General features: G+C 72.3%; 19 protein-coding genes, 3 tRNA genes and 1 pseudogene. 11 read left to right on the forward strand and 12 right to left on the reverse strand.

Annotated elements, in window-relative coordinates; translation table 11 throughout:
- Positions 1-97 precede the first annotated feature (97 nt).
- Positions 98-1,063, reverse strand: a complete 966-nt coding sequence (locus ACKUU6_RS22700; RefSeq protein ID WP_407990390.1) for a GlxA family transcriptional regulator — start codon at positions 1,061-1,063, stop codon at positions 98-100.
- 110 nt (positions 1,064-1,173) lie between these two features.
- On the opposite strand from ACKUU6_RS22700, the gene ACKUU6_RS22705 reads away from it, so the two are divergent.
- A complete protein-coding gene (locus tag ACKUU6_RS22705) occupies positions 1,174-2,148 on the forward strand; it encodes an NADP-dependent oxidoreductase (RefSeq protein WP_407990391.1) in 975 nt (324 codons plus the stop codon).
- On the opposite strand, the gene ACKUU6_RS22710 is transcribed toward ACKUU6_RS22705, so the two are convergent.
- Positions 2,135-4,213 carry a molybdopterin oxidoreductase family protein gene (locus ACKUU6_RS22710; protein ID WP_407990392.1) on the reverse strand — a complete coding sequence of 693 codons (2,079 nt, stop codon included), beginning with the start codon at positions 4,211-4,213 and terminating at the stop codon, positions 2,135-2,137. The two genes, ACKUU6_RS22705 and ACKUU6_RS22710, sit on opposite strands and share 14 nt — an antisense overlap.
- A 161-nt stretch (positions 4,214-4,374) precedes the next feature.
- Here ACKUU6_RS22710 and ACKUU6_RS22715 point away from each other — a divergent pair, with 161 nt between their 5' ends.
- The 4 genes and pseudogenes from ACKUU6_RS22715 to ACKUU6_RS22730 all read left to right on the forward strand — a co-directional run.
- Complete coding sequence (locus ACKUU6_RS22715) at positions 4,375-5,178, forward strand: sirohydrochlorin chelatase (RefSeq protein ID WP_407990393.1); 804 nt, start codon at positions 4,375-4,377, stop codon at positions 5,176-5,178.
- A gap of 82 nt (positions 5,179-5,260) precedes the next feature.
- Positions 5,261-6,538 (forward strand): deoxyguanosinetriphosphate triphosphohydrolase, encoded by a 1,278-nt coding sequence (locus tag ACKUU6_RS22720; RefSeq protein WP_407990394.1) that lies wholly within the window; start codon positions 5,261-5,263, stop codon positions 6,536-6,538.
- A 9-nt stretch (positions 6,539-6,547) separates the two neighbouring features.
- A complete protein-coding gene (gene dnaG, locus ACKUU6_RS22725) occupies positions 6,548-8,449 on the forward strand; it encodes a DNA primase (protein WP_407990395.1) in 1,902 nt (633 codons plus the stop codon).
- Between the two features lie 176 nt (positions 8,450-8,625).
- Positions 8,626-9,555: pseudogene (locus ACKUU6_RS22730) on the forward strand (RNA polymerase sigma factor); the annotation flags it as partial.
- A gap of 7 nt (positions 9,556-9,562) precedes the next feature.
- Here ACKUU6_RS22730 and ACKUU6_RS22735 read toward each other — a convergent pair.
- Complete coding sequence (locus ACKUU6_RS22735) at positions 9,563-10,999, reverse strand: FGGY family carbohydrate kinase (RefSeq protein WP_407990396.1); 1,437 nt, start codon at positions 10,997-10,999, stop codon at positions 9,563-9,565.
- 92 nt (positions 11,000-11,091) lie between these two features.
- Positions 11,092-11,385, reverse strand: a complete 294-nt coding sequence (locus tag ACKUU6_RS22740) for a hypothetical protein (RefSeq protein ID WP_407990397.1) — start codon at positions 11,383-11,385, stop codon at positions 11,092-11,094.
- Positions 11,386-11,697: 312 nt separating this feature from the next.
- Between ACKUU6_RS22740 and ACKUU6_RS22745 the strand changes: the two genes are divergently transcribed.
- A tRNA-Asn gene (locus ACKUU6_RS22745) sits at positions 11,698-11,770 on the forward strand.
- Positions 11,771-11,803: 33 nt separating this feature from the next.
- Positions 11,804-11,876, forward strand: a tRNA-Asn gene (locus ACKUU6_RS22750).
- A 106-nt stretch (positions 11,877-11,982) separates the two neighbouring features.
- Here the strand turns inward: ACKUU6_RS22750 and ACKUU6_RS22755 are convergent.
- Positions 11,983-12,738 (reverse strand): trypsin-like serine peptidase, encoded by a 756-nt coding sequence (locus tag ACKUU6_RS22755; RefSeq protein WP_407990398.1) that lies wholly within the window; start codon positions 12,736-12,738, stop codon positions 11,983-11,985.
- Positions 12,739-12,810: 72 nt separating this feature from the next.
- Positions 12,811-13,626, reverse strand: coding sequence for a trypsin-like serine peptidase (locus tag ACKUU6_RS22760; protein ID WP_407990399.1), 816 nt, complete (start codon positions 13,624-13,626; stop codon positions 12,811-12,813).
- A 248-nt stretch (positions 13,627-13,874) separates the two neighbouring features.
- Between ACKUU6_RS22760 and ACKUU6_RS22765 the strand changes: the two genes are divergently transcribed.
- Positions 13,875-13,948 (forward strand) — tRNA-Ile (locus tag ACKUU6_RS22765).
- Positions 13,949-14,053: 105 nt separating this feature from the next.
- On the opposite strand, the gene ACKUU6_RS22770 is transcribed toward ACKUU6_RS22765, so the two are convergent.
- Entirely contained in the window at positions 14,054-14,212 is a 159-nt protein-coding gene (locus tag ACKUU6_RS22770) for a hypothetical protein (protein WP_407990400.1), read from the reverse strand.
- A 79-nt stretch (positions 14,213-14,291) separates the two neighbouring features.
- Here ACKUU6_RS22770 and ACKUU6_RS22775 point away from each other — a divergent pair, with 79 nt between their 5' ends.
- Positions 14,292-15,173 carry a 1-aminocyclopropane-1-carboxylate deaminase/D-cysteine desulfhydrase gene (locus tag ACKUU6_RS22775; protein ID WP_407990401.1) on the forward strand — a complete coding sequence of 294 codons (882 nt, stop codon included), beginning with the start codon at positions 14,292-14,294 and terminating at the stop codon, positions 15,171-15,173.
- 18 nt (positions 15,174-15,191) lie between these two features.
- Here the strand turns inward: ACKUU6_RS22775 and ACKUU6_RS22780 are convergent, their stop codons facing one another.
- From ACKUU6_RS22780 to ACKUU6_RS22790, 3 genes are all read right to left on the reverse strand, one after another.
- Positions 15,192-15,770, reverse strand: coding sequence for a Uma2 family endonuclease (locus tag ACKUU6_RS22780; protein ID WP_407990402.1), 579 nt, complete (start codon positions 15,768-15,770; stop codon positions 15,192-15,194).
- A gap of 90 nt (positions 15,771-15,860) precedes the next feature.
- Entirely contained in the window at positions 15,861-17,315 is a 1,455-nt protein-coding gene (locus ACKUU6_RS22785) for an LCP family protein (protein WP_407990403.1), read from the reverse strand.
- Positions 17,316-17,478: 163 nt separating this feature from the next.
- Positions 17,479-17,961 (reverse strand): MarR family winged helix-turn-helix transcriptional regulator, encoded by a 483-nt coding sequence (locus ACKUU6_RS22790; RefSeq protein ID WP_407990404.1) that lies wholly within the window; start codon positions 17,959-17,961, stop codon positions 17,479-17,481.
- A gap of 100 nt (positions 17,962-18,061) precedes the next feature.
- Between ACKUU6_RS22790 and ACKUU6_RS22795 the strand changes: the two genes are divergently transcribed.
- Both ACKUU6_RS22795 and ACKUU6_RS22800 read left to right on the forward strand, forming a co-directional pair.
- Complete coding sequence (locus ACKUU6_RS22795; protein ID WP_407990405.1) at positions 18,062-19,087, forward strand: NADP-dependent oxidoreductase; 1,026 nt, start codon at positions 18,062-18,064, stop codon at positions 19,085-19,087.
- Positions 19,088-19,477: 390 nt separating this feature from the next.
- Positions 19,478-19,972, forward strand: a complete 495-nt coding sequence (locus tag ACKUU6_RS22800; RefSeq protein WP_407990406.1) for a DUF3145 domain-containing protein — start codon at positions 19,478-19,480, stop codon at positions 19,970-19,972.
- Positions 19,973-20,084: 112 nt separating this feature from the next.
- On the opposite strand, the gene fabF is transcribed toward ACKUU6_RS22800, so the two are convergent.
- On the reverse strand, positions 20,085-21,350 hold the full coding sequence (fabF, locus tag ACKUU6_RS22805) for a beta-ketoacyl-ACP synthase II (RefSeq protein WP_407990407.1): 1,266 nt from the start codon (positions 21,348-21,350) through the stop codon (positions 20,085-20,087).
- 113 nt (positions 21,351-21,463) lie between these two features.
- Positions 21,464-21,712, reverse strand: coding sequence for an acyl carrier protein (locus tag ACKUU6_RS22810; protein ID WP_407990408.1), 249 nt, complete (start codon positions 21,710-21,712; stop codon positions 21,464-21,466).
- Positions 21,713-21,772: the final 60 nt, after the last annotated feature.

Below are 21,772 nucleotides of genomic sequence, written 5' to 3' on the forward strand. Positions count from 1 at the left end.
ACTTCGACCTCAAACGGCGGTACCGGCGGGTGTGAGCAGGCGGGCGGGCGGCTGGTGCTCGGGCGGACGGCCGCTGGTCAGGCGGCGGTGCGGGTGCTCAGGCGGTGGTGCGGGTGCGGAACGCGGTGCGGTAGGCGGAGGGCGACACCCCGACGGTTCCGGTCAGGTGCTGGCGGAGCGAGACGGCGGTGCCGAAGCCCGCCTCGGAGGCGACCTGGTCGATCGGCAGGTCCGTGGTCTCCAGCAGGCGGCGGGCCCGGTCGACCCGGCGCTGGGTCAGCCACTGGCCGGGCGGCATGCCGACCTCCTCGCCGAACCGGCGGCAGAAGGTGCGCACGCTCATCCGGGCGTGCTCGGCCAACTCGGCCAGCGGCAGCGGGCGGTGGAGCTGCTCCAGGGCCCAGACCCGAGTGGCGGCGGTGGACGCGGCGGCGGCTTCGGGCAGTGGGCGGTCGATGTACTGGGCCTGCCCGCCCTCGCGCCAGGGCGGCACCACGCAGAGCCTGGCCACCCGGTTGGCGATCTCGCTGCCGTGGTCGCGCCGGACCAGGTGCAGGCAGAGGTCGACCCCGGCGCCGACGCCCGCCGCCGTGAGCACCTGGCCGTCGTCGACGAAGAGCACGTCGGCGTCCACCTCGACCTGGGGGAAGGTGCGTTGGAAGTGCGCGGCCTCGGTCCAGTGCGTGGTGGCCCGGCGTCCGTCCAGCAGGCCGGCGGCGGCGAGCACGTACGAGGCGGTGCAGATCGAGACGGTCCGCACCGTCGGGGGCAGCAGGGCCAGCGCCGCCGCCAGGTCGTCCGGCAGCCAGTCCCGGAGGCCGTCCGGGCCGCAGGCGAACGGCGGGATCACCACCGTGTCGGCGGTCCGCAGCACCTCGGGCCCGTGCGGCACGGTGATGGCGAAGTCGGCGGAGGTGGTCACGGGGGCGCCGTCCAGGCTGCAGGTGACCACCTCGTACAGCCGCCCGCCGTCCGGGCCCTCGGCGGTGCCGAAGATCCGTACCGGGATGCTCAGTTCGAAGGGGTAGACGCCATCGAGGGCCAGGACCACGACACGATGCATGGCAAGATCCTTGCACATCGCGGCATTCCTGCCACTCGTCGGGCCCGCTCGGATCCGGAAATCTTGTCGTCGGGCGGCCGCAGTGGCCGCCCGGGACAAGGGAGATGACGATGCGTGCGATCGGCCAGGACGGTTTCGGCGGCCCCGAGGTACTGAAGGTCGTCGAGGTGGAGCGGCCCGAACCGGCCCCGGCCGAGGTGCTGGTGCGGGTGCACGCGGCCGGGGTCAACCCGACCGACTCGTGGCACCGGGGGAGCGGCGGGCTGGGCGGTCGGATCGTCCGGCTCGGCTGGGACGTCTCCGGGGTGGTCGAGGCGGTCGGCATCGGCGTGACCACGCTGGCGCCGGGCGACGAGGTCTTCGGCATGCCGCGCCACCCGGTGGCCGCAGGGACGTACGCCGAGTACGTCACCTCGCCCGCCCGGCACCTGCTCCACAAGCCCGCCGGGCTCGACCACACCGAGGCGGCCGCCCTGCCGCTGGTCGGGATGACCGCCTGGCAGGCGCTGGTGGACACCGCCGACGTCCGGCCCGGGCAGCGGGTGCTGATCCACGCGGCCGCCGGCGGGGTCGGCCACCTCGCGGTGCAGATCGCCAAGGCCCGTGGCGCGTACGTGATCGGCACCGCCCGGGCGGCCAAGCACGAGTTCCTGCGCGGGCTCGGCGCGGACGAGCTGATCGACTACACCGAGGCCGAGTTCGAGACGGCGGTCGAACCGGTGGATGTCGTGATCGACACCATCGGCGGCGCCTACGGCCCGCGTTCACTGCGGGCGCTCAAGGAGGGCGGCTTCCTGGTCTCGCTGGCCTCCCCCGCCGAGTCCTACCTGGCCGAGCAGGCCCGCCCGCTGGGCAAGCGGGCCGCCTTCATGGCCGTCGAGGCCGACCAGACCGGCCTGCGGGAGCTGGCCGCCCTGGTCCAGGCCGGGCAGCTGCGGCCGGTGATCGACACCGTCCTGCCGCTCGAACTCGCCTCCAAGGCCCACGAGCTGCTGGACAGCGGCCGCACCCAGGGCAAGATCGTGCTGACCGCCGTCCAGACCCTGCCCGGCCGGTCCTGCCGGACCGGCCCTAGTGGGAGGTGACCGCCTCCAGGCGGACGGCGCAGACCTTGAACTCCGGCATTCGGGAGGTCGGGTCGAGGGCCGGGTTGGTGTGCACGTTGGCGTTGGCCTCGCCGGGCCAGTGGAACGGCATGAAGACGGTGTCGGGGCGGATCGCGGTGGTCAGCCGGGCGGGGGTGACGGTCCGTCCGCGCCGGCTCACCACCGCGACCCGGTCCCCGTCCGCCACGCCGAGGCGCTCGGCAAGCTGCGGGTGCAGCTCGACGAAGGCGCCCGGTGCGGCGGCGTTCAGGGCCTCGACCCGGCGGGTCTGGGCGCCGGACTGGTACTGGGCCAGCACCCGCCCGGTGGTCAGCCGGACCGGGTACTCGGCGTCCGGCTCCTCGGCCGCAGGGCGGTGCTGGACCGGGGTGAACCTGGCCCGGCCGTCCGGGGTGGCGAACCGCTCCAGGAACAGCCGGGGGGTGCCCGGGTGGTCGCCGTCCGGGCAGGGCCAGAAGACCCCGTCCTGCTCGGCGATCCGCTGGTAGCTGATGCCCGCATAGTCGGCCGCACCGCCGCTGGAGGCCCGTCGCAGCTCGTCGAAGACCTTCTCGGCGTTGGTGTCGAACCCCTCGCCGTGGCCCAGCCGTCCGGCCAGGCCGTGCAGTACCTCCAGGTCGCTGCGGACACCTGACGGAGCGTCAACGGCCTTGCGGCGCAAGACGACCCGGCCTTCCAGATTGGTCAGGGTGCCGGTCTCCTCGGCCCACTGGGTGACCGGCAGCACCACGTCCGCCAGCGCGGCCGTCTCGGACAGCACCACGTCGCTGACCGCCAGGAAGTCCAGCGAGCGGAGCCGCTCGGCGATGTGCGTCGAACGCGGCGCGGAGACCACCGGGTTGGAGCCCATCAGCAGTAGCGAACGGACCGTGATGCCGAGCGAGTCCAGCAGTTCGTACGCGCTCGGGCCGGGGCCGGGCAGGCTGTCGGGGTGCACGCCCCAGACCGCCGCGACGTGCGCGCGGGCGGCCGGGTCGTCCAACTTCCGGTAGCCGGGCAGCTGGTCGGCCTTCTGGCCGTGCTCCCGGCCGCCCTGGCCGTTTCCCTGGCCGGTCAGACAGCCGTACCCCGCGTACGGGCGGCCCGCGTTGCCGGTGGCCAGGCAGAGGTTGATCCAGGCGCTCACCGTGTCGGTGCCCTTGGCCTGCTGCTCGGGCCCACGCGCGGTGAGCACCATCGCCGTCCCGGCGTCACAGAACGTCCTGACCGCTTCCCGCAGTTGGGGCAGCGGGACGCCGGTCACCGCCTCCACGTGCTCGGGCCAGTGCGCCATCGCGGCCGCCCGGGTCTCCGCCCAGCCGGTGGTGCGCTCGGCGATGAACGCCTCGTCGGTACGGCCGTCCGCGACCACCAGGTGCAGCAGGCCGAGCGCCAGCGCAAGGTCGGTGCCGGGGCGCGGCGCCAGGTGCAGGTCGGCCAGCTCGGCGGTCCTGGTCCTGCGCGGGTCCACCACGATCAACCTGCCGCCGTTGTCCTGCAGTTCCCGCAGGTAGCGGACGAACGGCGGCATCGTCTCGGCCGGGTTGCCGCCGACCAGGATCACGCAGCCGGCCTTCGGGATGTCCGCCACCGGGAAGGGCAGCCCGCGGTCCAGGCCGAAGGCCCTGATCCCGCCCGCCGCCGCCGAGGACATGCAGAACCGGCCGTTGTAGTCGATGGTCGAGGTGCCGAGCACCACCCGGGCGAACTTGCCCAGCAGATAGGCCTTCTCGTTGGTCAGTCCGCCACCGCCGAACACACCCACGGCGTCCCGTCCGTGGGCGGCGGCGGTGGCCGACAGCTCGGTGGCGATCCGGTCCAGCGCCTCGGCCCAGCCCGCCGGGCGCAGCTCGCCGTCCACCCGCACCAGCGGCGTGGTCAGCCGGGCGCCGGGCGCGAGCACCGCGGCGGCGTTCGACCCCTTGCCGCACAGCGCACCCAGGTTGACCGGGAAGCCGGGCCGCTCCACCACCTCCACCGGAACCGCGCCGCCCGTGCGGCGCAGGCCCATGCCGCACTGCAGGGCGCAGTACGGACAGTGCGTGTCAGTGGCAGTCTCGCTCATGGCCGCCAGCCTGCTACGGCGCTGTTTCGGCCCGGCGCCCGCCCGGTTACAGCTGCTGTTCACGGCCCTCTCGCGGGCCGTTCCGGCCACTGTGAGGCCGGGTTCACCAATGTTGACGGTCGGGCAACGGCGCCGAAACAGCCGCTGGGCAGGCTTGGCCCATGACGACGATCCCGACCCGAGGCCAGGCCCCGCTCCGGGTTCTGCACGCCCGCCGCCGCCCCGCCCTGGTCCTGGTCGCCCATGGCTCCCGTGACCCGCAGACCCTGGCCGAGGTGCACCGGCTGACCGCCCTGCTGGCCGCCGCCCGCCCCGAACTCGACGTCCGGGTTGCGCACCTCGGACTGAACGCCCCGCTGCTGCCCGACGTACTGGACGGCCTGAGCGGCCCCGCCGTGCTGGTCCCGCTGCTGCTCAGCCGGGGCTACCACGTCAAGGTCGACCTGCCCGCCCTGCTGGCCGCCGCGCCCCAGGTCAACGGCCTGATCGCACCCCCGCTCGGCCCCGACCCGCTGCTCACCGAACTGCTGCACACCCGCCTGACCGAAGCGGGCTGGGGGCCGGACGGCGACGCCGTCGTGCTCGCCGCCGCAGGTTCCCGCGATCCGGCCGCGGCCGTGGACACCGAGACCCAGGCCGCCCTGCTCGCCGCCCGCCTCGGCGTCCCGGTCCGGACCGGCGCCGTCACCGGCGGCCGCTCGGTGGCCGAAGCCGTCGCCCGCCTCACTGGCGAGGGCCACCGCCGGGTCGCGGTCGCCTCCTACTTCACCGCGCCGGGCGACTTCGCCCGCCTCGCCGCCTCGGCGGGCGACTGGGTCACGGCCGCACCGCTGGGCGCGCACCCCACGATGGTCGAGCTGATCCTGCGCCGCTACTCGTCGGCCACCTACGGGCCTGGCGCTCGGGGCTCTGCTCACGAGCGGCTCCGCCGCGGGGCGATGCCGACCCTGGTGACGTCCGGCTGAGCGGAGAGGTCGGGCACTGTTCTCCGACCGGTACGCCGCACCTCCTCCGGAATGTCCCCGCCCCGGCGTACGGTGCTCGTATATGAACGACACCACGTACGACCCCGTCGCCGAAGCCCGCTGGGTGCCCGAGCCCGACAAGCGGCCGGGCCGGACGGCGTTCCAGCGTGACCGCGCCCGCGTGCTGCACTCCGCCGCGCTCCGCCGACTGGCCGGCACCACCCAGGTGGTCGCCCCGATGCGCAGTGACTTCCCCCGTACCCGGCTCACCCACTCGCTCGAATGCGCCCAGGTGGGGCGGGAGTTGGGTGCCGCGCTGGGCTGCGACCCGGACTTGGTGGAGACCGGCTGCCTGGCTCACGACATCGGCCACCCGCCGTTCGGTCACACCGGCGAGGAGGCGCTCGACCAGGCTGCCGAGTCCTGCGGCGGCTTCGAGGGCAACGCCCAGTCGCTCCGCATCCTGACCCGCCTGGAGCCCAAGCGCTTCGCCCCGCTCGACGAGGAGCCCGCCCGCCTGGCCCCCTGGCCGGGCCACAGCGTCGGCCTCAACCTGAGCCGGGCCGCCCTGGACGCGGCCACCAAGTACCCGTGGCCGCGTGGCTCGCACCCGACCGACCCGGGTTCCACCAAGTACGGGGTCTACGGCGACGACCTGCCGGTCTTCCGCTGGCTGCGCACCGGCGCGCCCGCCGACCGGAAGTGCTTCGAGGCCACCGTGATGGACTGGTCCGACGACGTGGCGTACTCCACCCACGACGTCGAGGACGGCATCCAGGCTGGTCACATCAGCCTGGCCGCGCTGCGCTCCACCGAGGAGCGGGCCGAGCTGTTCAAGATCGCCGAGCGGTACGCCGAGGCCGAGCCCGAGGAGTTCGGCGCCGCACTCGACCGCCTGCAGGCCGAGGCGTGGTGGCCCCGGGCGTACGACGGTTCGGCCCGGGCCCGGGCCGGGCTGAAGGACCTGACCAGCCAGCTGATCGGCCGGTTCTGCCTGGCTGCCGAGCAGGCCACCCGGGCCCGCTACGGCCCGGGGCCGCTCACCCGGTACGCCGCCGAGCTGGTCGTCCCGGCCGGGGTGCGGATCGAGTGCGCGGTGCTCAAGGCGGTCGCCGTCCGGTACGTGATGCAGCGCGACGAGCAGGCCCAGCTCCGCTCCCGGCAGCGGATCGTGATCGCCGAGCTGGCCGAGACGCTGGCCCGCACCGCGCCGTACGGGCTCGACCCGGTCTTCGCCGCGCTGTACGAGGAGGCCGAGGACGACCGGGCCGCGCTGCGCGCGGTGATCGACCAGATCGCCACCCTCACCGACGCCTCCGCGCTCGCCCTGCACAGCCGTCTCGTGACGCCGGGGCCGTAGACTTCCGGGGTGGCCGGGCGGATCAGGGACGAAGATGTACAAGCGGTGCGTAACGCACTGCCGATCGACGCTGTCGTCAGCGACTACGTCCAGCTGACCAGCGGGGGCGGGGTCCAGCTCAAGGGTGTCTGCCCGTTCCACGACGAGAAGTCCGCCTCCTTCTACGTGCACCCGGGAAAGGCCGTCTTCAACTGCTTCGGCTGCGGTGAGAGCGGCGACACGATCACGTTCCTGATGAAGATCGAGCACTTCTCCTTCGCCGAGGCCGTCGAGCGCATGGCCGCCCAGGCGGGCATCACCCTGCGGTACGAGGAGGGCGGCTACTCGCCCCGGCACCAGAAGGGCGAGCGGACCAGGCTGGTCGAGGCGCACAAGACCGCCGCCGACTGGTACCAGGAGCAGCTGGAGACCCCCGAGGCCGAGATCGGCCGCACCTTCCTGGCTGAGCGCGGCTTCGACGCCGAGGCGGCCAAGCACTTCGGGGTCGGCTACGCCCCGGTGGGCTGGGAGCACCTGGTCCGCTACCTGCGCGGCAAGGGCTTCTCCGACAAGGAGATCCTGCTCGGCGGCCTGGCCTCGCAGGGCCAGCGCGGCGGCCTGATCGACCGCTTCCGTGGCCGGCTGGTCTGGCCGATCCGGGACACCACCGGTGAGGTGATCGGCTTCGGCGCCCGCCGGCTGCGCGAGGACGACAACGGGCCGAAGTACCTGAACACCCCCGAGACGCCGATCTACAAGAAGTCCCACGTGCTCTACGGCCTCGACCTGGCGAAGAAGGAGATCGCCAAGTCCGGCCGGGCGGTGGTGGTCGAGGGCTACACGGACGTGATGGCCTGTCACCTCGCGGGTGTCACCAGCGCGGTGGCCACCTGCGGTACCTCCTTCGGTGAGGACCACATCAAGATCATCCGTCGGCTGCTGATGGACACCTCGCAGTACCGTGGCGAGACGGTCTTCACGTTCGACGGCGACGCCGCCGGGCAGAAGGCCGCGCTGCGGGCCTTCGAGGACGACCAGAAGTTCGCCGCTCGCACCTCCATCGCGATCACCCCGGGCGGCATGGACCCGTGCGAGCTGCGGCTCGCCAAGGGCGACGACGCGGTCCGTGAGCTGATCGAGAACCCCGTCCCGCTCTTCGAGTTCGCCCTCCGCTCGGCCGTCGAACGGCACCGGGTGGACACGGCCGAGGGCCGGGCGGCGGCGTTGGAGGAGGCGGCGAAGATCATCACGAAGATCAAGGACCGCTCGATCCAGCACGAGTACGCCGTCCAGCTGGCCGGTCTGCTGGGCATCCTGGACGAGCAGTTCGTGGTCCGCCGGATCTCCCAGCTGGCCCGCTGGCAGCGTGACAATCCGCCGCAGCAGCGCCAGCAGCTGCGCCGCCCCGGCGCCCCCGAACCGACCCCGACGGTCCGTCCGCTGTTCCGCCTGGACCCCAAGGACCCGGCCCAGTTCGTCGAACGGGAACTCCTCAAGCTCGCTCTCCAGCACCCCGACCTGGTCAGCCCTGCTTTCGACAACTACGGCGACGAGGAGTTCCCCACCCCGCCGTACACCGCCGTCCGCCGGGCCGTCCGGCAGGCGGGTGGTGCCGCGTACGGGGCCACCCTGCCGGACTTCACCTCGGCGGTCCGGGACGCCTGCCCCGACGATCAAGTCCGCTCCCTGGTCAACGAGTTGACCGTCGAGCCGATCCGCACCCGGCGGGCCGCCGACACCATCTACGCGGGCGAGTTCCTGGTCAAGCTCCGGCTCCAGGCGGTCGACCGCCGGATCGCCGAAGTCCGCGCCCAGCTCCAGCGCCTGGGCAACCGCGGCACCCCCGAGCAGCTCACCGCCGTGCAGGGCGAACTCTGGGCGCTCCAGCAGTACTCCCAGAACCTCCGCACCCGGGGCGCAGCGGGTCTCTGACCCAACTGATCAGGCATCTACGGCCCGGAGGCTCCGAGCCTCCGGGCCGTAGATGCCTGATCAGCCGCCTACGCGGGTATCCCCTTCTGGTGGCGCGGTTCCCCCACGAGCCGCGCGTCGGCCGAGAGAGGGATGCCCCCGTGGACCTTTCCGCTGCTCAACCGGCCGTCGTGGGGCCGGGGTTCACCGAGCCGTCCGGCCCGGCGGCCGACCTGCTCCGGCAGTACCTGCGCGAGATCGGCCGGATCCGTCTGCTCACCGCCGTCGAGGAGGTGGAGCTGGCCCGGCAGATCGAGGCGGGCCTGTTCGCGGAGCAGGCCCTCGGGGCCGGAGGTCAGGATCCCGATCTGGTAAGGGAGTTGGAGCATCTGGTGCTGCTCGGCCGACGGGCCAAGCGTCGTCTGATCGAGGCCAACCTCCGCCTGGTGGTCTCGGTCGCCAAACGCTACGTCGGTCGCGGCCTGACCCTGCTCGACCTGGTCCAGGAGGGCAACCTCGGCCTGATCCGGGCGGTGGAGAAGTTCGACTACGCGCGCGGCTACAAGTTCTCCACGTACGCCACCTGGTGGATCAGGCAGGCGATGAGCCGGGCGCTCGCCGACCAGGCGAGGACGATCCGGGTGCCGGTGCACGTGGTCGAGTTGATCAACCGGGTGGTCCGGGTGCAGCGTGCCCTGCTGCAGGAGCGCGGCGCCGAGCCCAGCCCCGCCGAGGTGGGTGCGGTGCTGGAGCTGTCGGAGACCAGGGTGATGGAGGTGCTCCGGCTGGCCCAGGAGCCGGTCTCGCTGCACACCCCGGTCGGCGAGGAGGACGAGGTGGCCCTCGGCGACCTGATCGAGGACGCCGACGCCGCCTCTCCGGTGGAGACCGCCGCCTTCCTGCTGCTCCGCGAACACCTGGACGCGGTGCTGGCCACCCTCGGCGAGCGCGAGCGCCAAGTCGTCCAGCTCCGTTACGGGTTGGACGACGGGCACCCGCGCACGCTGGAGGAGATCGGCCACCTGTTCGGCGTCACCCGCGAACGCATCCGGCAGATCGAGGCCAAGACCCTGAGCCGCCTGCGCGCGCACTCCCACACCGACCAGCTCCGCGCCTACCTCGACTGAACCACCGTCACTCGGCGGCCAGTTCGGGGTGCACCTGGTCCCGGACGGTCCGGTACTGCTGCCGGACCGAGTTGCCGACCGCCAGGTCGCCGTCGCGTTCGGCGACCAGGGTGACCGCCTCGGGCAGCTCCCAGTCCGGCGGCTCCGCCGTCCCAGCCAGTGCCCAGGCGGCTTGCCGGGCGGCGCCCCGGGCCGCGTGGTCCCCGGCGGGCGGTATCACCACGGGCACGCCGAAGATCAGCGGCGCGGCGTCACGGACGGCGGGCAGCCGCCCGACCGCACCGAGCAGGAAGATCCGGCGGACCGTCACGCCGTTGTCGCGCAGCACGTCCAGCGCGTCCGCGACGTTGCAGAGCATGCCCTCCACGGCGGCCCTGGCCAGGTGCTGCGGCGTCATCGACTCGGCCCGGAGGCCCGTCAGGGTGCCTGCGGCGTGCGGGAGCCGGGGCGTCCGCTCGCCGTCCAGGTACGGCAGCAGCACCAGCCCGTACGCGCCGGGGGAGGACTGCAGGGCCAGCTCGCTCAGCCCGGCCAGGTCGGTGCCGAGCAGCCCGGCCATCGAGCGGAGCACCTGGGCGGCGTTCAGGGTGCCGACCATCGGCAGGTGGCGGCCGGTCGCGTCGGCGAACGAGGAGACCGCGCCGGTGACGTCCACCACGGCCTGGTCGTGCACCGCGAAGACGGTGCCGTTGCCGCCGAGCGAGACCACCGCGTCGCCGGGGCCGAGCCCGAGGCCGAGCGCGGCGGCCATGTTGTCGCCGGTGCCGGCCGAGATCAGCAGACCCTCGGGGGTGTGCCCGGCGGGCTCGGCCGGGCCCAGCACGTCCGGCACCTGGAGCTGGTGCCCGAGGGCCAGCTCGATCAGGTCCTGCCGGTACTCGCCGGTGAGCGGCGACCAGTACCCGGTGCCGGAGGCGTCACCCCGGTCGGTGGTCCGCCGCTTGGGGTGGCCGAGCAGCTGCCAGACCAGCCAGTCGTGCGGCAGCAGCACCTCGGCGATCCGCTTGGCCGAGGCCGGTTCGAACTCGGCCAGCCAGCGCAGCTTGGCCACCGTGTACGTGGGCGCGGGCACCGCGCCGATCGCTTGCACCCACGGCTCGGGGCCGCCGAGCGCGTCGATCAGCTGCGCGGCGGCCCCGGCCGACCTCGGGTCGTTCCACAGCAGCGCCGGGCGGACCAGCACCCCGCCCGCGTCCAGCCCGATCAGCCCGTGCTGCTGGGCGGAGACCCCGATCGCCCGGACGCCCTCCAGCAGGCCGCCGGTGGCCGCCTCGCCGAGCGAGTGCAGCCAGAGCTGGGGGTCGGTCTCGGTGGCCCGGGGATCACCGCCCTCGGGCGTGGGGTGCGGCGCCCGGCCGTCGCGCAGCACGGCGCCGGTCTCGGCGTCGCACGCGACGATCCGGGTGCGAGTGGTGGAGCTGTCGATGCCCGCGACGATGGCCATGTCGAGATCATGCCTCAGCTCGGCGCCCGGACGGAGCCGACCGGGCGAAGTGTTGCCCACTCACTGCCCGGATGCCCGCCTCCGGGGAGCCGCTACGGGCGGTATGTGCCCCAGCTGTCGTCTCCCGCGCCCCGGGCGCTGAGGTACGGGACCCGGTCGGTGAGCGCGTTCGGCAGCCGGTCGCCGACCTTCTCGGCCACCGCGCCGGCCGCCTTGCCCGCCACCACTCCCGCCTGGTGCCTGGCCTTGCCCGCCACGTCCTGCACCTTGGGGTTCTGCGCCACTTGCCGGGCCGCACCGGCGATCTGCTCGTAGCGCTTGCGGCCTGCCTTGGCGCCCAGGACGTAACCGACCCCGACCCCCACGACGAACGTCAGCTTCCACATGCTCGGTCTCCACCCTTCCTTGCGGACTCTGCCGCGTTGCCCTACCCGTCCGGCCCGGTGGCGAACCACCCGGCGGACGGCGGGCCGGAGGCACCCGGGCCCGCCGCCCTCCAGCATCCCCGTCCGGCGCCCCGGTCGCCCGCCGGGCGCGCCGGGGAGCCCCGACCGGCCCCGTGCTCCCGGTCACACCGGTCGCCCCCGGACGGCCCGGGCGAAAGCGATTGGCGGAGCACCCCCCTGAGTGCGCTAATGTATGACCCGCAGCGAGCGCCGAAGCCCGGATCACCGATCCGGACCAGGACGCAAGCTCGGTCCCGCATAGCTCAATTGGCAGAGCAGCCGACTGTTAATCGGCAGGTTATTGGTTCGAGTCCAATTGCGGGAGCGCGGAAGGGCCAGGCCCCTCCGATACGTGCATTCCCCCATAGCTCAATTGGCAGAGCAGCCGACTGTTAATCGGCAGGTTATTGGTTCGAGTCCAATTGGGGGAGCTTCACCGGCAGTTGAGGTGAGTTGCGTAGAGCGAAGGCCCTTCGGATCGCCGAAGGGCCTTCGTGTTTCCCCGGAGCGTTTCCGGTCAGGCGGTGGCGCTTCCGGTCAGGCCGTGGCGCGGCGGTACAGCTCGCTCACCCGGTGGTCGAAGGTGATGCTGTACGAGGTCCGCTCGGTGTCCCCGCCCTCCTGGTAGCCGCCGATCACGCCGACCACCTCCCCGGCCGCGGTCAGCCAGGGGCTGCCGCTGGTGCCGTCGGTGTAGCCGTGGCAGTCGAACCGCTCCTGGGTGCTGCTCTGCTCACTGGTCCGGTTGCTGCAGGTGATCGGCTCCTCGGCCTCGTTCGGGTAGCCGGTGACCGACACCGGCAGCCCGAACCCCTGGTCCGTACCGAGCCGGAACCCGCCCAGCACGTCCGCGATCTCCCGACCGCCGACCGGTTCCACGGTGAGGAACGCCACGTCGTACTCCGGGTCCGCCCGCTCGGTCCACCGCTGGTCGACCACCACCTGGCTCACCCGCCAACTCCCGTAGGGAAGCTGCCCGTTACGGTATCCAGGGGCGAACACCAGGTCATCCAGCCGGCCGAACAACGGGTGCTGCACACAGTGCGCGGCGGTCACCAGCAGGTTCCGCCGGGGGCTGTCCACGACGCTCGCGGTGCAGGCCCGGGAGCCGTGCTCGCCGCCGACGAACAGTGTGCCGATCCGGTCCCCGGTCGGGCTCGACGGGGCGGTGCCGGCGGACGGCGTACCGTCCACGGGCGGTGCGCCGGTGGTGGCGGGCGCCTGCGCGCAGCCGGCCACGGCCAGCACGAGCAGCAGCCCGAGGGTGGGGCCGTACCGCCGCGCGCGTGTCATGCCGTCCGTCCTCAGCTGCCGGGAGTGCCTGCCCGGCAAGATCTACCAGCCCGGGCAGCGGGGACGCCAGCCCTACCCGGTCGCCCGGTCGTACAGCGCCTGCACCTGATCGCCGAAGTAGCTGCTGTACGAGGTGTCGGGGGTGTCCCCGCCCTCCTGGTAGCCGCCGATCACGCCGACCACGGTGCCCGTCTTGGTGTCCGGGTCGAAGTCGGTCACCCAGGGGCTGCCGCTGGTGCCACCGGTGTAGTCCGGACAGTCGATCCGCAGCTGGGTCGGGCTCTGCTCGGCGGTCAGGTTGCCGCAGGTGATCGGCACCTCGCCGCTGCTCGGGTACCCGGTCACCTTCACCGGCAGCTGGTACCCCTTGTTGACGCCCAGCCGGTTGGCGCCCAGCACCTGCTGCACCTGCCGCCCGTCCTGCGGCTTCACGATCGCGAAGGCCACGTCCATGTCCTCGTTGCCGTCGTCCGTCCAGCTCCGGTCGACCGTGACCGCGTCCAGCGGCCACACCCCGTTGGGCGTGCCCCCGTCCCGGTAGCCGGGTACGAAGACCAGATCGCTGCGCTGGCCCGCCAGCGGGTCGTAGACGCAGTGCGCCGCCGTCACGATCAGGTTCTGCCCCGCGCTGTCGACCACGCTGGCGGTGCAGAAGTGGTCGCCGTCCGAGCCGTGCGTGAACACCGCGCCGACCAGGGCGTTCAAGGGGGTCGGCTTGGCGGTGCGGGTGGTGCCCCCGTGCTTGGCGACGGCGGCCTTGATCCGGTCCTTGCTCCACCCGTGCGCGGCGGAGGCCGCACCCGAGCCGCCCGAGCCCGGGTGGCTCGGGGCGCCCGGCGTACTGGCCGCCCCCGAGCCACAGCCCGCCGCCAGGACGAGCACCACCACACCGGCTGCCCACCTCCTGCGCACCGCCACCACCGCCCCATGAGACCGGACCCGGAAGCCTCCAGTCTTCAGCGTCGACCCCTCCGACGCCCACCCCAGCGCATCCGGACGGGGAGCGCACGCCCCGCGCACCCGGATGCGCCCCCGGCGAGCAGCATGACGGACCGACCGGCTATGCTGCGGGTGACGGCCCTGACGGGCCGTCTGCTGCTGCTCCGGCCCTTTCCCGGCCGGAGACACGGCGAACCGGGGCGGTAGCTCAGCCGGTTAGAGCAGGGGACTCATAATCCCTTGGTCGTGGGTTCGAGTCCCACCCGCCCCACCCATTCAGCTGTGCCGCAGCCAGCCTTTACGTCGCCCTTAACCTGCGAGAACTGTAGAGCATCACTTCGCACATCCAAGGGCCCCGCATCGGAAGTTCACCCCGTTAGGGGACAGTGGCCGGTACAGCCGTGACGATCGCCTTGAGCTGGTCGAGGCTCAGCGCCGGGGTGCCGGGACGGAAGGTGTATCCGTTCTCGCCGTTCCACTCGTAGGCCTCCACACTCCGGCCGTCGGGGTGGTGGACGGCCGCCGCCCAGTGCACGCAACCGCTCCGTACCGAGTGACGGAACCGCCGGGGAGCGTCGTGCGGTCGCAGAAATCCTGCTCGGTAGGCTGAGCGGATGCTCCTGCCCGCCGATCTGCCGACACCCCTTCAGGTGCTGGACGATCCCGACTTCGCGCGGGCCGGGGTGGAGCTGCGGCTGAAGCGGGACGACCTGGCGCACCCGACCGTCCCGGGCAACAAGTGGCGCAAGCTCGCGCCCAACCTGGCGTACGCGACCGAGACCGGCGCCCGGGGGCTGCTCACCTTTGGCGGGGCGTACTCCACGCACCTGCGGGCGGTGGCGGCGGCTGCGCAGGCGCTCGGGCTGGCGAGCATCGGGGTGGTACGGGGGGACGAGCTCGCCGAGGCCCCGCGCAACTGGTCGCTCCGGGCGGCCGAGGAGCGCGGGATGGAGCTCCGCTTCGTCTCCCGGGCCGACTACCGGGCCCTCCTGACGGACCACCAGCCCCCGGCACCCGGTTGGCTGGTCCTCCCCGAGGGCGGCTCCAACCCGCTCGCCGTCCGAGGAGCCGCCACCGTCCCCGCCGAGCTCCCCGACCTTGGCCCTCGCGACCTGCTGGCCTGCCCGGTCGGCACCGGGGGCACCCTGGCGGGCATCGCCGCGGGCCTGCCGCCCGGAGCCCGCGCGCTGGGCGTCGCCGTCCTCCGCGGCGAGGGCTACCTGGAACGCGAGGTCGCCGCCCTCCACCAGGCCACGTACGGCCGCCAGTTCACCAACTGGCAGATCACCCACACCCACCACGGTGGCGGCTACGGACGCCTCACCCCCGAACTCACGGCCTTCGCCGAAGAGTTCGAGCACCGCCACGGCCTGGCCCTGGAACGCCGCTACGTCGCCAAGACCCTCCACGCCGTCCACCACGCAGCCGTCACCCACCAGTTGACCCCGGGCACCCGGGTCACCGCGGTCGTCACGGGTCTGCCGGACCCGGCCTGACGGATCCCTGATTGGGCGTCAGCGGACCCACTGCTTGACGGGTTCGGTGTCCAGTACGACCGAGACCGGGGCGGGCAGTTCGACGGTCTTGCCCAGCGGATGGCGGACGAGCACGGTGTAGCGACCGTCCTCCGGCTGGCTGTAGACGAGGGTCTCGCAGGTGGTGCGGTCGACCATCAGGTAGACCGGAATGCCGGTCTCGGCGTAGGCGCGGGGCTTGTCCACGCGATCGCGCTGGTCGGTGTCCGAGTCGTAGGACGTCACCTCGACCACCATGGCAACCAGGTCGGCGTCAGCCCACTCACCCTGGCCCGCGAAGCTTCCCTTGGGGGCGAGTGTCCCGTCCGGTCTGGCGTAACCACGGCGGTAGGTGTCGACCTTCAGGCCGCGCTCGGGATAGAGCCAGAGGTCTGGACGCTGCTGCATGCAGTGCTCCATGACCCAGCGGATGATTTCGTCATGGTCGCCGTCCGGCACCGCCTTGACCCCCAGCCTGCCGTGGAGGAACTCCAGGCGGACGCCCTCGCGCTCGGCTGCGACAGCAATGCGCTCGAACTCCTCGGCCAGCATCTGCGGCCGATCCTCGATCGCCGTCATCGCACACCTCCGTTCTGAGCCTGATGGGCCACACAGTACAACTCGGCCGGGACGGGCGATCGGCATCTGTTCACGCCACCCCCGAAGGGCTCAGCCGAACGTCAGGTTGGAGCAGAGGTCGGCGTCCGCGGTGCGGGTGTTGTCGGTGATGCCGGTCGGGACGCCGGTGCCCGAGGGGGTCGGGGTGGGGGTGACGGCCGGGGCGGCGGGGGCCACGTCGCGGCCGAGGGTGACGGTGAGGGTGGTGGCGGTGCGGTCGGGCTGTAGGTCGGCGGTGGGGAAGAAGCGGGCGAGGGCCTCGGCCGCGTCGAGCTGGGCGGGCGGGTAGCCGATCACGGTGGTCCTGCGGGTGCCGGTGGGGGTGGGGCCGACGGTGACGTCGGTGTAGCCCTGGGCCTTGAGGGTGGCGGCGGTCGTGGTGGCCAGGTCGGCGGTCCTGGTGGCGTTGAGCAGGAGGACGGGGGTGGTGACGGCGGGTATCGAGGGGGTCTCGGACGGGGCGGCGGTGACCAGGCCGGTCGACTGGCCGTCGAGGGTGCGGTCCTGACGGAGCAGGGCCCAGAGCTGGTCGACATCGGGGTGGACCAGGGCGACCCGGTCGCCCTGGTAGCGCCAGGGGACGGTGACGAAGCCGATGTCGGCGAGCTTGATGTCCTGGAGCGACTGGGCGAAGTCGACCAGCTTCATCGGGGTGCCGAGACCCGGGTCGACCGTGAGCGACTTGCTCGCGGCGTCGGCCAGCGGGAGCAGGGTGGTCAGGTTGAAGCCCTGGTCCTGCACCTTCTTGATGAGCGAGGAGAGGAAGGCCTGCTGACGCTTGATCCGGCCTATGTCGGAGCCGTCGCCGAAGCCGTGCCTGGCTCGGACGTAGTCCAGGGCGAGCTGACCGGAGAGGGTCTGCCGGCCCTTCTCCAGGTGTATGCCGTAGGAGTCGACGGCGTTCGGCACGCAGACGTCGACTCCCTTGACCGCCTCGGTCATCGCGGCGAAGCCCTTGAAGTCGACCACGATGGTGTGGTCGATCCGCAGGCCGGTGAGGTTCTCGACGGTGTTCTGCGAGCAGGCGGGGTTGCCCTGGTCGGAACCGCCGATGGTGAAGGCGGAGTTGAACATCTGGTTGGCCCGCGCGGTGGTCCAGGTGCCGTTGGCCAGCTTGCAGGGCGGGATGGTGACCAGGGTGTCCCGGGGTATCGACACCGCGACGGCGTGCCTGCGGTCGCTGTAGACGTGCAGCAGGATCGCGGTGTCGGAGTGCCCGACGCCCTCGTCGCCGCCGCCGAGGCTGTCGTTGCCGTCGTTGCGGGTGTCCGAGCCGAGCAGCAGGACGTTGACCGGGAGCCCGCCGCCGACCTTGGTGGGGGTGGGGGCCGGCGGTCGGCTGGTGGCGATGCCGCCGGCGTCGAAGGTGGTGATCTGGCCGTCGAGGCGGTGGTAGTACCAGGCTCCGGTGCCGGCAGTGGTCAGCACCAGGACGGCGGCCGTCGCGCCGGCGAACTTCGCCATCCGCTTTCGGCGGGTGGCAGGCCGGATCTTCGGGTCGCTCATGGGGTCTCAGGCACTCTCTGCTGCGGCCGCTCGGCGGAAGACGTCTCGGTGCGGCCCGGTCAGGGCCCTCACTACACAGACGGTTCGGCGCGGCGGTCGGTTACACGAATGCGCAATCTATCCCGGAAGAACTGTACGAACCCCATCGCCCCCCACCACCGGATCAGGCCCGGGCGTCGTCCTCGCCGGCGTGCTGGAGGATCCGGCGGAGCAGGTCGCGCAGCTGGGTGCGCTCCTCGTCGTCGAGCGCGGCGAGCGGCTCACGGGCGAAGTTGAGCGACTCGCGGAGCTCCTCCGAGGCGGCGCCGCCGGACTCGGTGGCGGCCACCAGCTTGACCCGGCGGTCCTGCGGGTCAGCCTCCCTGGTGACGAAGCCGCGGCCCTCCAGCCGGTCCACGATGCCGGTGATGTTGGACGGCTCACAGCTCAGGGTCTGGGCGATGTGCCGCATCGGCATCGGGCCGCGCCGGAGCAGCGCGAGCACCTTGGCCTGGGCACCGGTGAGCGAGCGGGCGGCGGCGGCCTCCTCGTACTCGCGGTGGAAGAGCGCGACCAGGCCGGCCATCAGGTCCACGACCTCGCGGGTGATCGCGTCGGTGGGCGTGGTGGCTTCCTGGGTGGACTTCGTCTCCATGACCGTCTCCATGACGCCAGTCTAGCTGAATATTTGACAAGGTGAACCTTTCATGCCCACGATTGCTTCAGTAAGTCAACCTTTCAGGTCAGGCACGACGAGGAGTACCGCCATGGCAGAGCAGGCGACGCCCACCACCGGCCGCGAGTGGCAGCTGGCCGCCCGACCGAGCGGCTGGCCCCAGCCGTCCGACTTCGCGCTGGTGGAGGCCCCGGTCCGGCAGCCCGGTCCGGGCCAGATCCTGGTCCGCAACGAGTACCTCTCGGTCGACCCGTACATGCGCGGCCGGATGAACGACGTGAAGTCGTACGTTCCGCCGTTCCAGCTCGGGCAGACCATGGACGGCGGCGCGGTCGGCTACGTGGTGGCCTCCGAGGCCGAGGGCTTCCAGGTCGGCGACGCGGTGCTGCACGGCTTCGGCTGGCGCGAGTACGCGACCGTGGACGTCAAGCACGCGGTGAAGGTGGACGCCGAGATCGCCCCGCTCTCCTACTACCTGGGTGTGCTCGGGATGCCCGGCCTGACCGCCTATGCGGGTCTGCTGGAGGTCGGCTCCCTCCAGGAGGGCGACACCGTCTTCGTCTCCGGCGCGGCCGGTGCGGTTGGCTCGCTGGTCGGCCAGATCGCCAAGCTCAAGGGCGCGAAGCGGGTGATCGGCTCGGCGGGCTCGGCGCAGAAGGTGGCCACCCTGGTGGACGGTTACGGCTTCGACGCTGCCTTCAACTACAAGGAGGGCCCGGTCCGCGAGCAGCTCGCGGCCGCCGCCCCCGACGGCATCGACGTCTACTTCGACAACGTCGGCGGTGACCACCTGGAGGCCGCGATCGGTGCGCTCAACGTGCACGGCCGGGCCGTGCTGTGCGGCGCCATCGCGCAGTACAACGACACCACCGCCCCGGCCGGGCCGCGCAACCTGGCGCTCGCGATCGGCAAGCGGCTGCGCCTCCAGGGCCTGCTGGTCCGTGACCACGCCGCGCTCCAGGGGCAGTTCGTCGCCGAGGTGGCCGGCTGGCTGGCCGAGGACAAGCTGCGCTACGACGAGACCGTGGTGGACGGCGTGGAGAACACCGTCGACGCCTTCATCGGGATGCTCGGCGGGGCCAACACCGGCAAGATGGTGGTCCGGCTGACCCACTGACGAACGCCCTTGCGACGTCGGCCTGTTGTGCACCGCCCCCGCCCTCTCCGGGCGGGGGCGGTTCGGGTACGGGCGCGTGCCGTTCGGCGTGCGGCCCCGATCCGACGGTCCGTCATACGGCTTTCCCGGGTGGGCGCTACGGTGGAACCGTGCCGGATGGGGCCGTTCGGGGGAGAGATCCCGACGAGGGGTGGACCTCGGGGTGGATCGGGCTAGCATGGAGTGAAAGCTTGTCCGTTTTGCTCAACTTAATTACCTATATGTCGAATAAGTTGAGCGGCGCGGGGGCAGTACCGACAGAGCAGTACCGACACGACAGAAGCGGCGCAACCGGCGACGGGCACGAGGCAGCTGGGGAAGGCGACCCTCGTCCACAGCCTGGAGGTCCCGGTGACGACACGTGGAGTCCTGTACATCCACTCCGCGCCCCGCGCGCTGTGCCCGCACGTAGAGTGGGCGGTGGCGGGCGTGCTCGGTGTGCGGATCAGCCTTGACTGGATCCGCCAGCCGGCCGCGCCCGGTCACTGGCGGGCCGAGCTCTCCTGGCAGGGTGAGCCCGGTATCGCCTCACGGCTGGCATCCGCCCTGCGCGGCTGGCAGTTGATCCGCTTCGAGGTCACCAGCGAGCCCACCACGAGCACCGAGGGCGAGCGCTACAGCTCCACCCCCGCGCTCGGCATCTTCCACGCCGTCACCGGCATCCACGGCGACATCCTGATCCCCGAGGACCGGCTGCGGGCCGTGCTGCTCCGGGCCAGGAACGAGGGCACCGACCTGGAGGCCGACCTGTGCCGGCTGCTCGGCAAGCCCTGGGACGACGAGCTGGAGCCGTTCCGCTACGCGGGTGAGGGCGCCCCGGTCCGCTGGCTGCACCAGGTGGTCTGAGCGGCCCGGACAGGGCCCAGGTACGGAGGAAGCCCGGTACGCGACTCGCGTACCGGGCTTCCGTCCTGACAGTCGGTCGGACGGCCCGTCAGACGGGCCGTCCGACCGCGCCTCAGATGGTGCGGAAGGCCAGCACCACGTTGTGGCCGCCGAAGCCGAACGAGTTGTTCAGCGCGGCGATCCGGCCCTCGGGGAGCTTGCGCGGCTCGCCGTGGACGATGTCCGCCTCGGCCTCCGGGTCCGGGTCGTCCAGGTTGACGGTCTGCGGGGCCAGTCGGTGGTGCAGGGCCAGCACGGTGGCGACCGTCTCGATGCCGCCGGCGCCGCCGAGCAGGTGACCGGTCATCGACTTGGTGGCCGAGACGGCAACGTGGTCGAGGTGGTCGCCGAGCTCCTTGCGGAGCGCCTTGAGCTCCGCGACGTCACCCTGCGGGGTGGACGTGGCGTGCGCGTTGACGTGCACGATGTCGGCCTTGTCGAGGTCGTTCTGCTCGAAGAGCTGAGCGATCGCGCGGGCCACCCCGGAGCCGGACGGCTCGGGCTGCGCGATGTGGTGGGCGTCCGAGGAGAGACCCTGGCCGACCGCCTCGCAGTAGACCCGGGCGCCGCGCGCGGCGGCGTGCTCGGCCGACTCCAGCACGACCACGCCCGCACCCTCGCCGAGCACGAAGCCGTCGCGGGCCTTGTCGTACGGGCGGGAGGCCTGCTGCGGGTTCTCGTTGTTCTTGGACATCGCCATCATGTTGGCGAAGGCGACGATCGGCAGCGGGTGGATCGCCGCCTCGGTGCCGCCGGCCACCACCACGTCGGCGCGGCCGGTACGGATCATCTCGATCGCGTAGCCGATCGCCTCGGCGCCGGAGGCGCAGGCGGAGACGGGGGTGTGCACACCCGCACGGGCGCCGACCTCCAGGCCGACGTTGGCGGCCGGGGAGTTGGGCATCAGCATCGGGACGGTGTGCGGGGAGACCTTGCGGACGCCCTTCTCCTTCAGCACGTCGTACTGGTCGAGCAGGGTGGTCACGCCACCGATGCCGGAGGCGATGACGGCGCCCAGGCGCTCGGGGGCGAGCTTGGAGGACTCGTCGGTGGCGGGCGTCTCGAAGCCGGCGTCGGCCCAGGCCTCACGGGCCGCGATCAGCGCGAACTGCGCCGAACGGTCCAGCTTGCGGGCCAGCGGGCGGGGCAGCACCTCGCCCGGCTCCACCGCGACGCGCGCGGCGATCCGGACGGGCAGGTCGGCGGCCCACTCCTCGGTCAGCGCTGCCACGCCGGAACGGCCTTCCATCAGGCCCTCCCAGAACGAGGCGGCGTCGCCGCCCAGCGGCGTGAAGGCGCCGATACCCGTGACGACCACGGTGCGGTTTTCAGCGGTCACTGGTTTCTTCTTCTCTCACGTGTGGCAGGTGGCGGCGATGCCGGGGGAGGGGTGACCGGGCGGCCGGGGTGTGCACTCCGGCCGCCCGGGCGGTCAGTGGAACTGACCGTGGATCAGGCGGCGGCGTTCGCGAGGATGTAGTCCACGGCGTTGCCGACGGTCTTGAGGTTCTTGACCTCGTCGTCCGGGATCTTGACGTCGAAGCGCTCCTCGGCGGCCACGACGACCTCGACCATGGAGAGCGAGTCGACGTCCAGGTCGTCCGTGAAGGACTTGTCGAGCTCGACGTCCTCGGCCGGGATGCCCGCGATCTCGTTGACGATCTCGGCAAGACCGGTCAGAACCTCGTCCTTGGTAGCCATACTGGCTGCTCCTCTTCGGTGTTGACAGCGACCACCCGGCGGGCCGTCGCAGGTTTGTGG

Origin of the sequence: Kitasatospora sp. CMC57 (assembly GCF_045866025.2) — a bacterium.
Lineage (GTDB): Bacteria > Actinomycetota > Actinomycetes > Streptomycetales > Streptomycetaceae > Kitasatospora.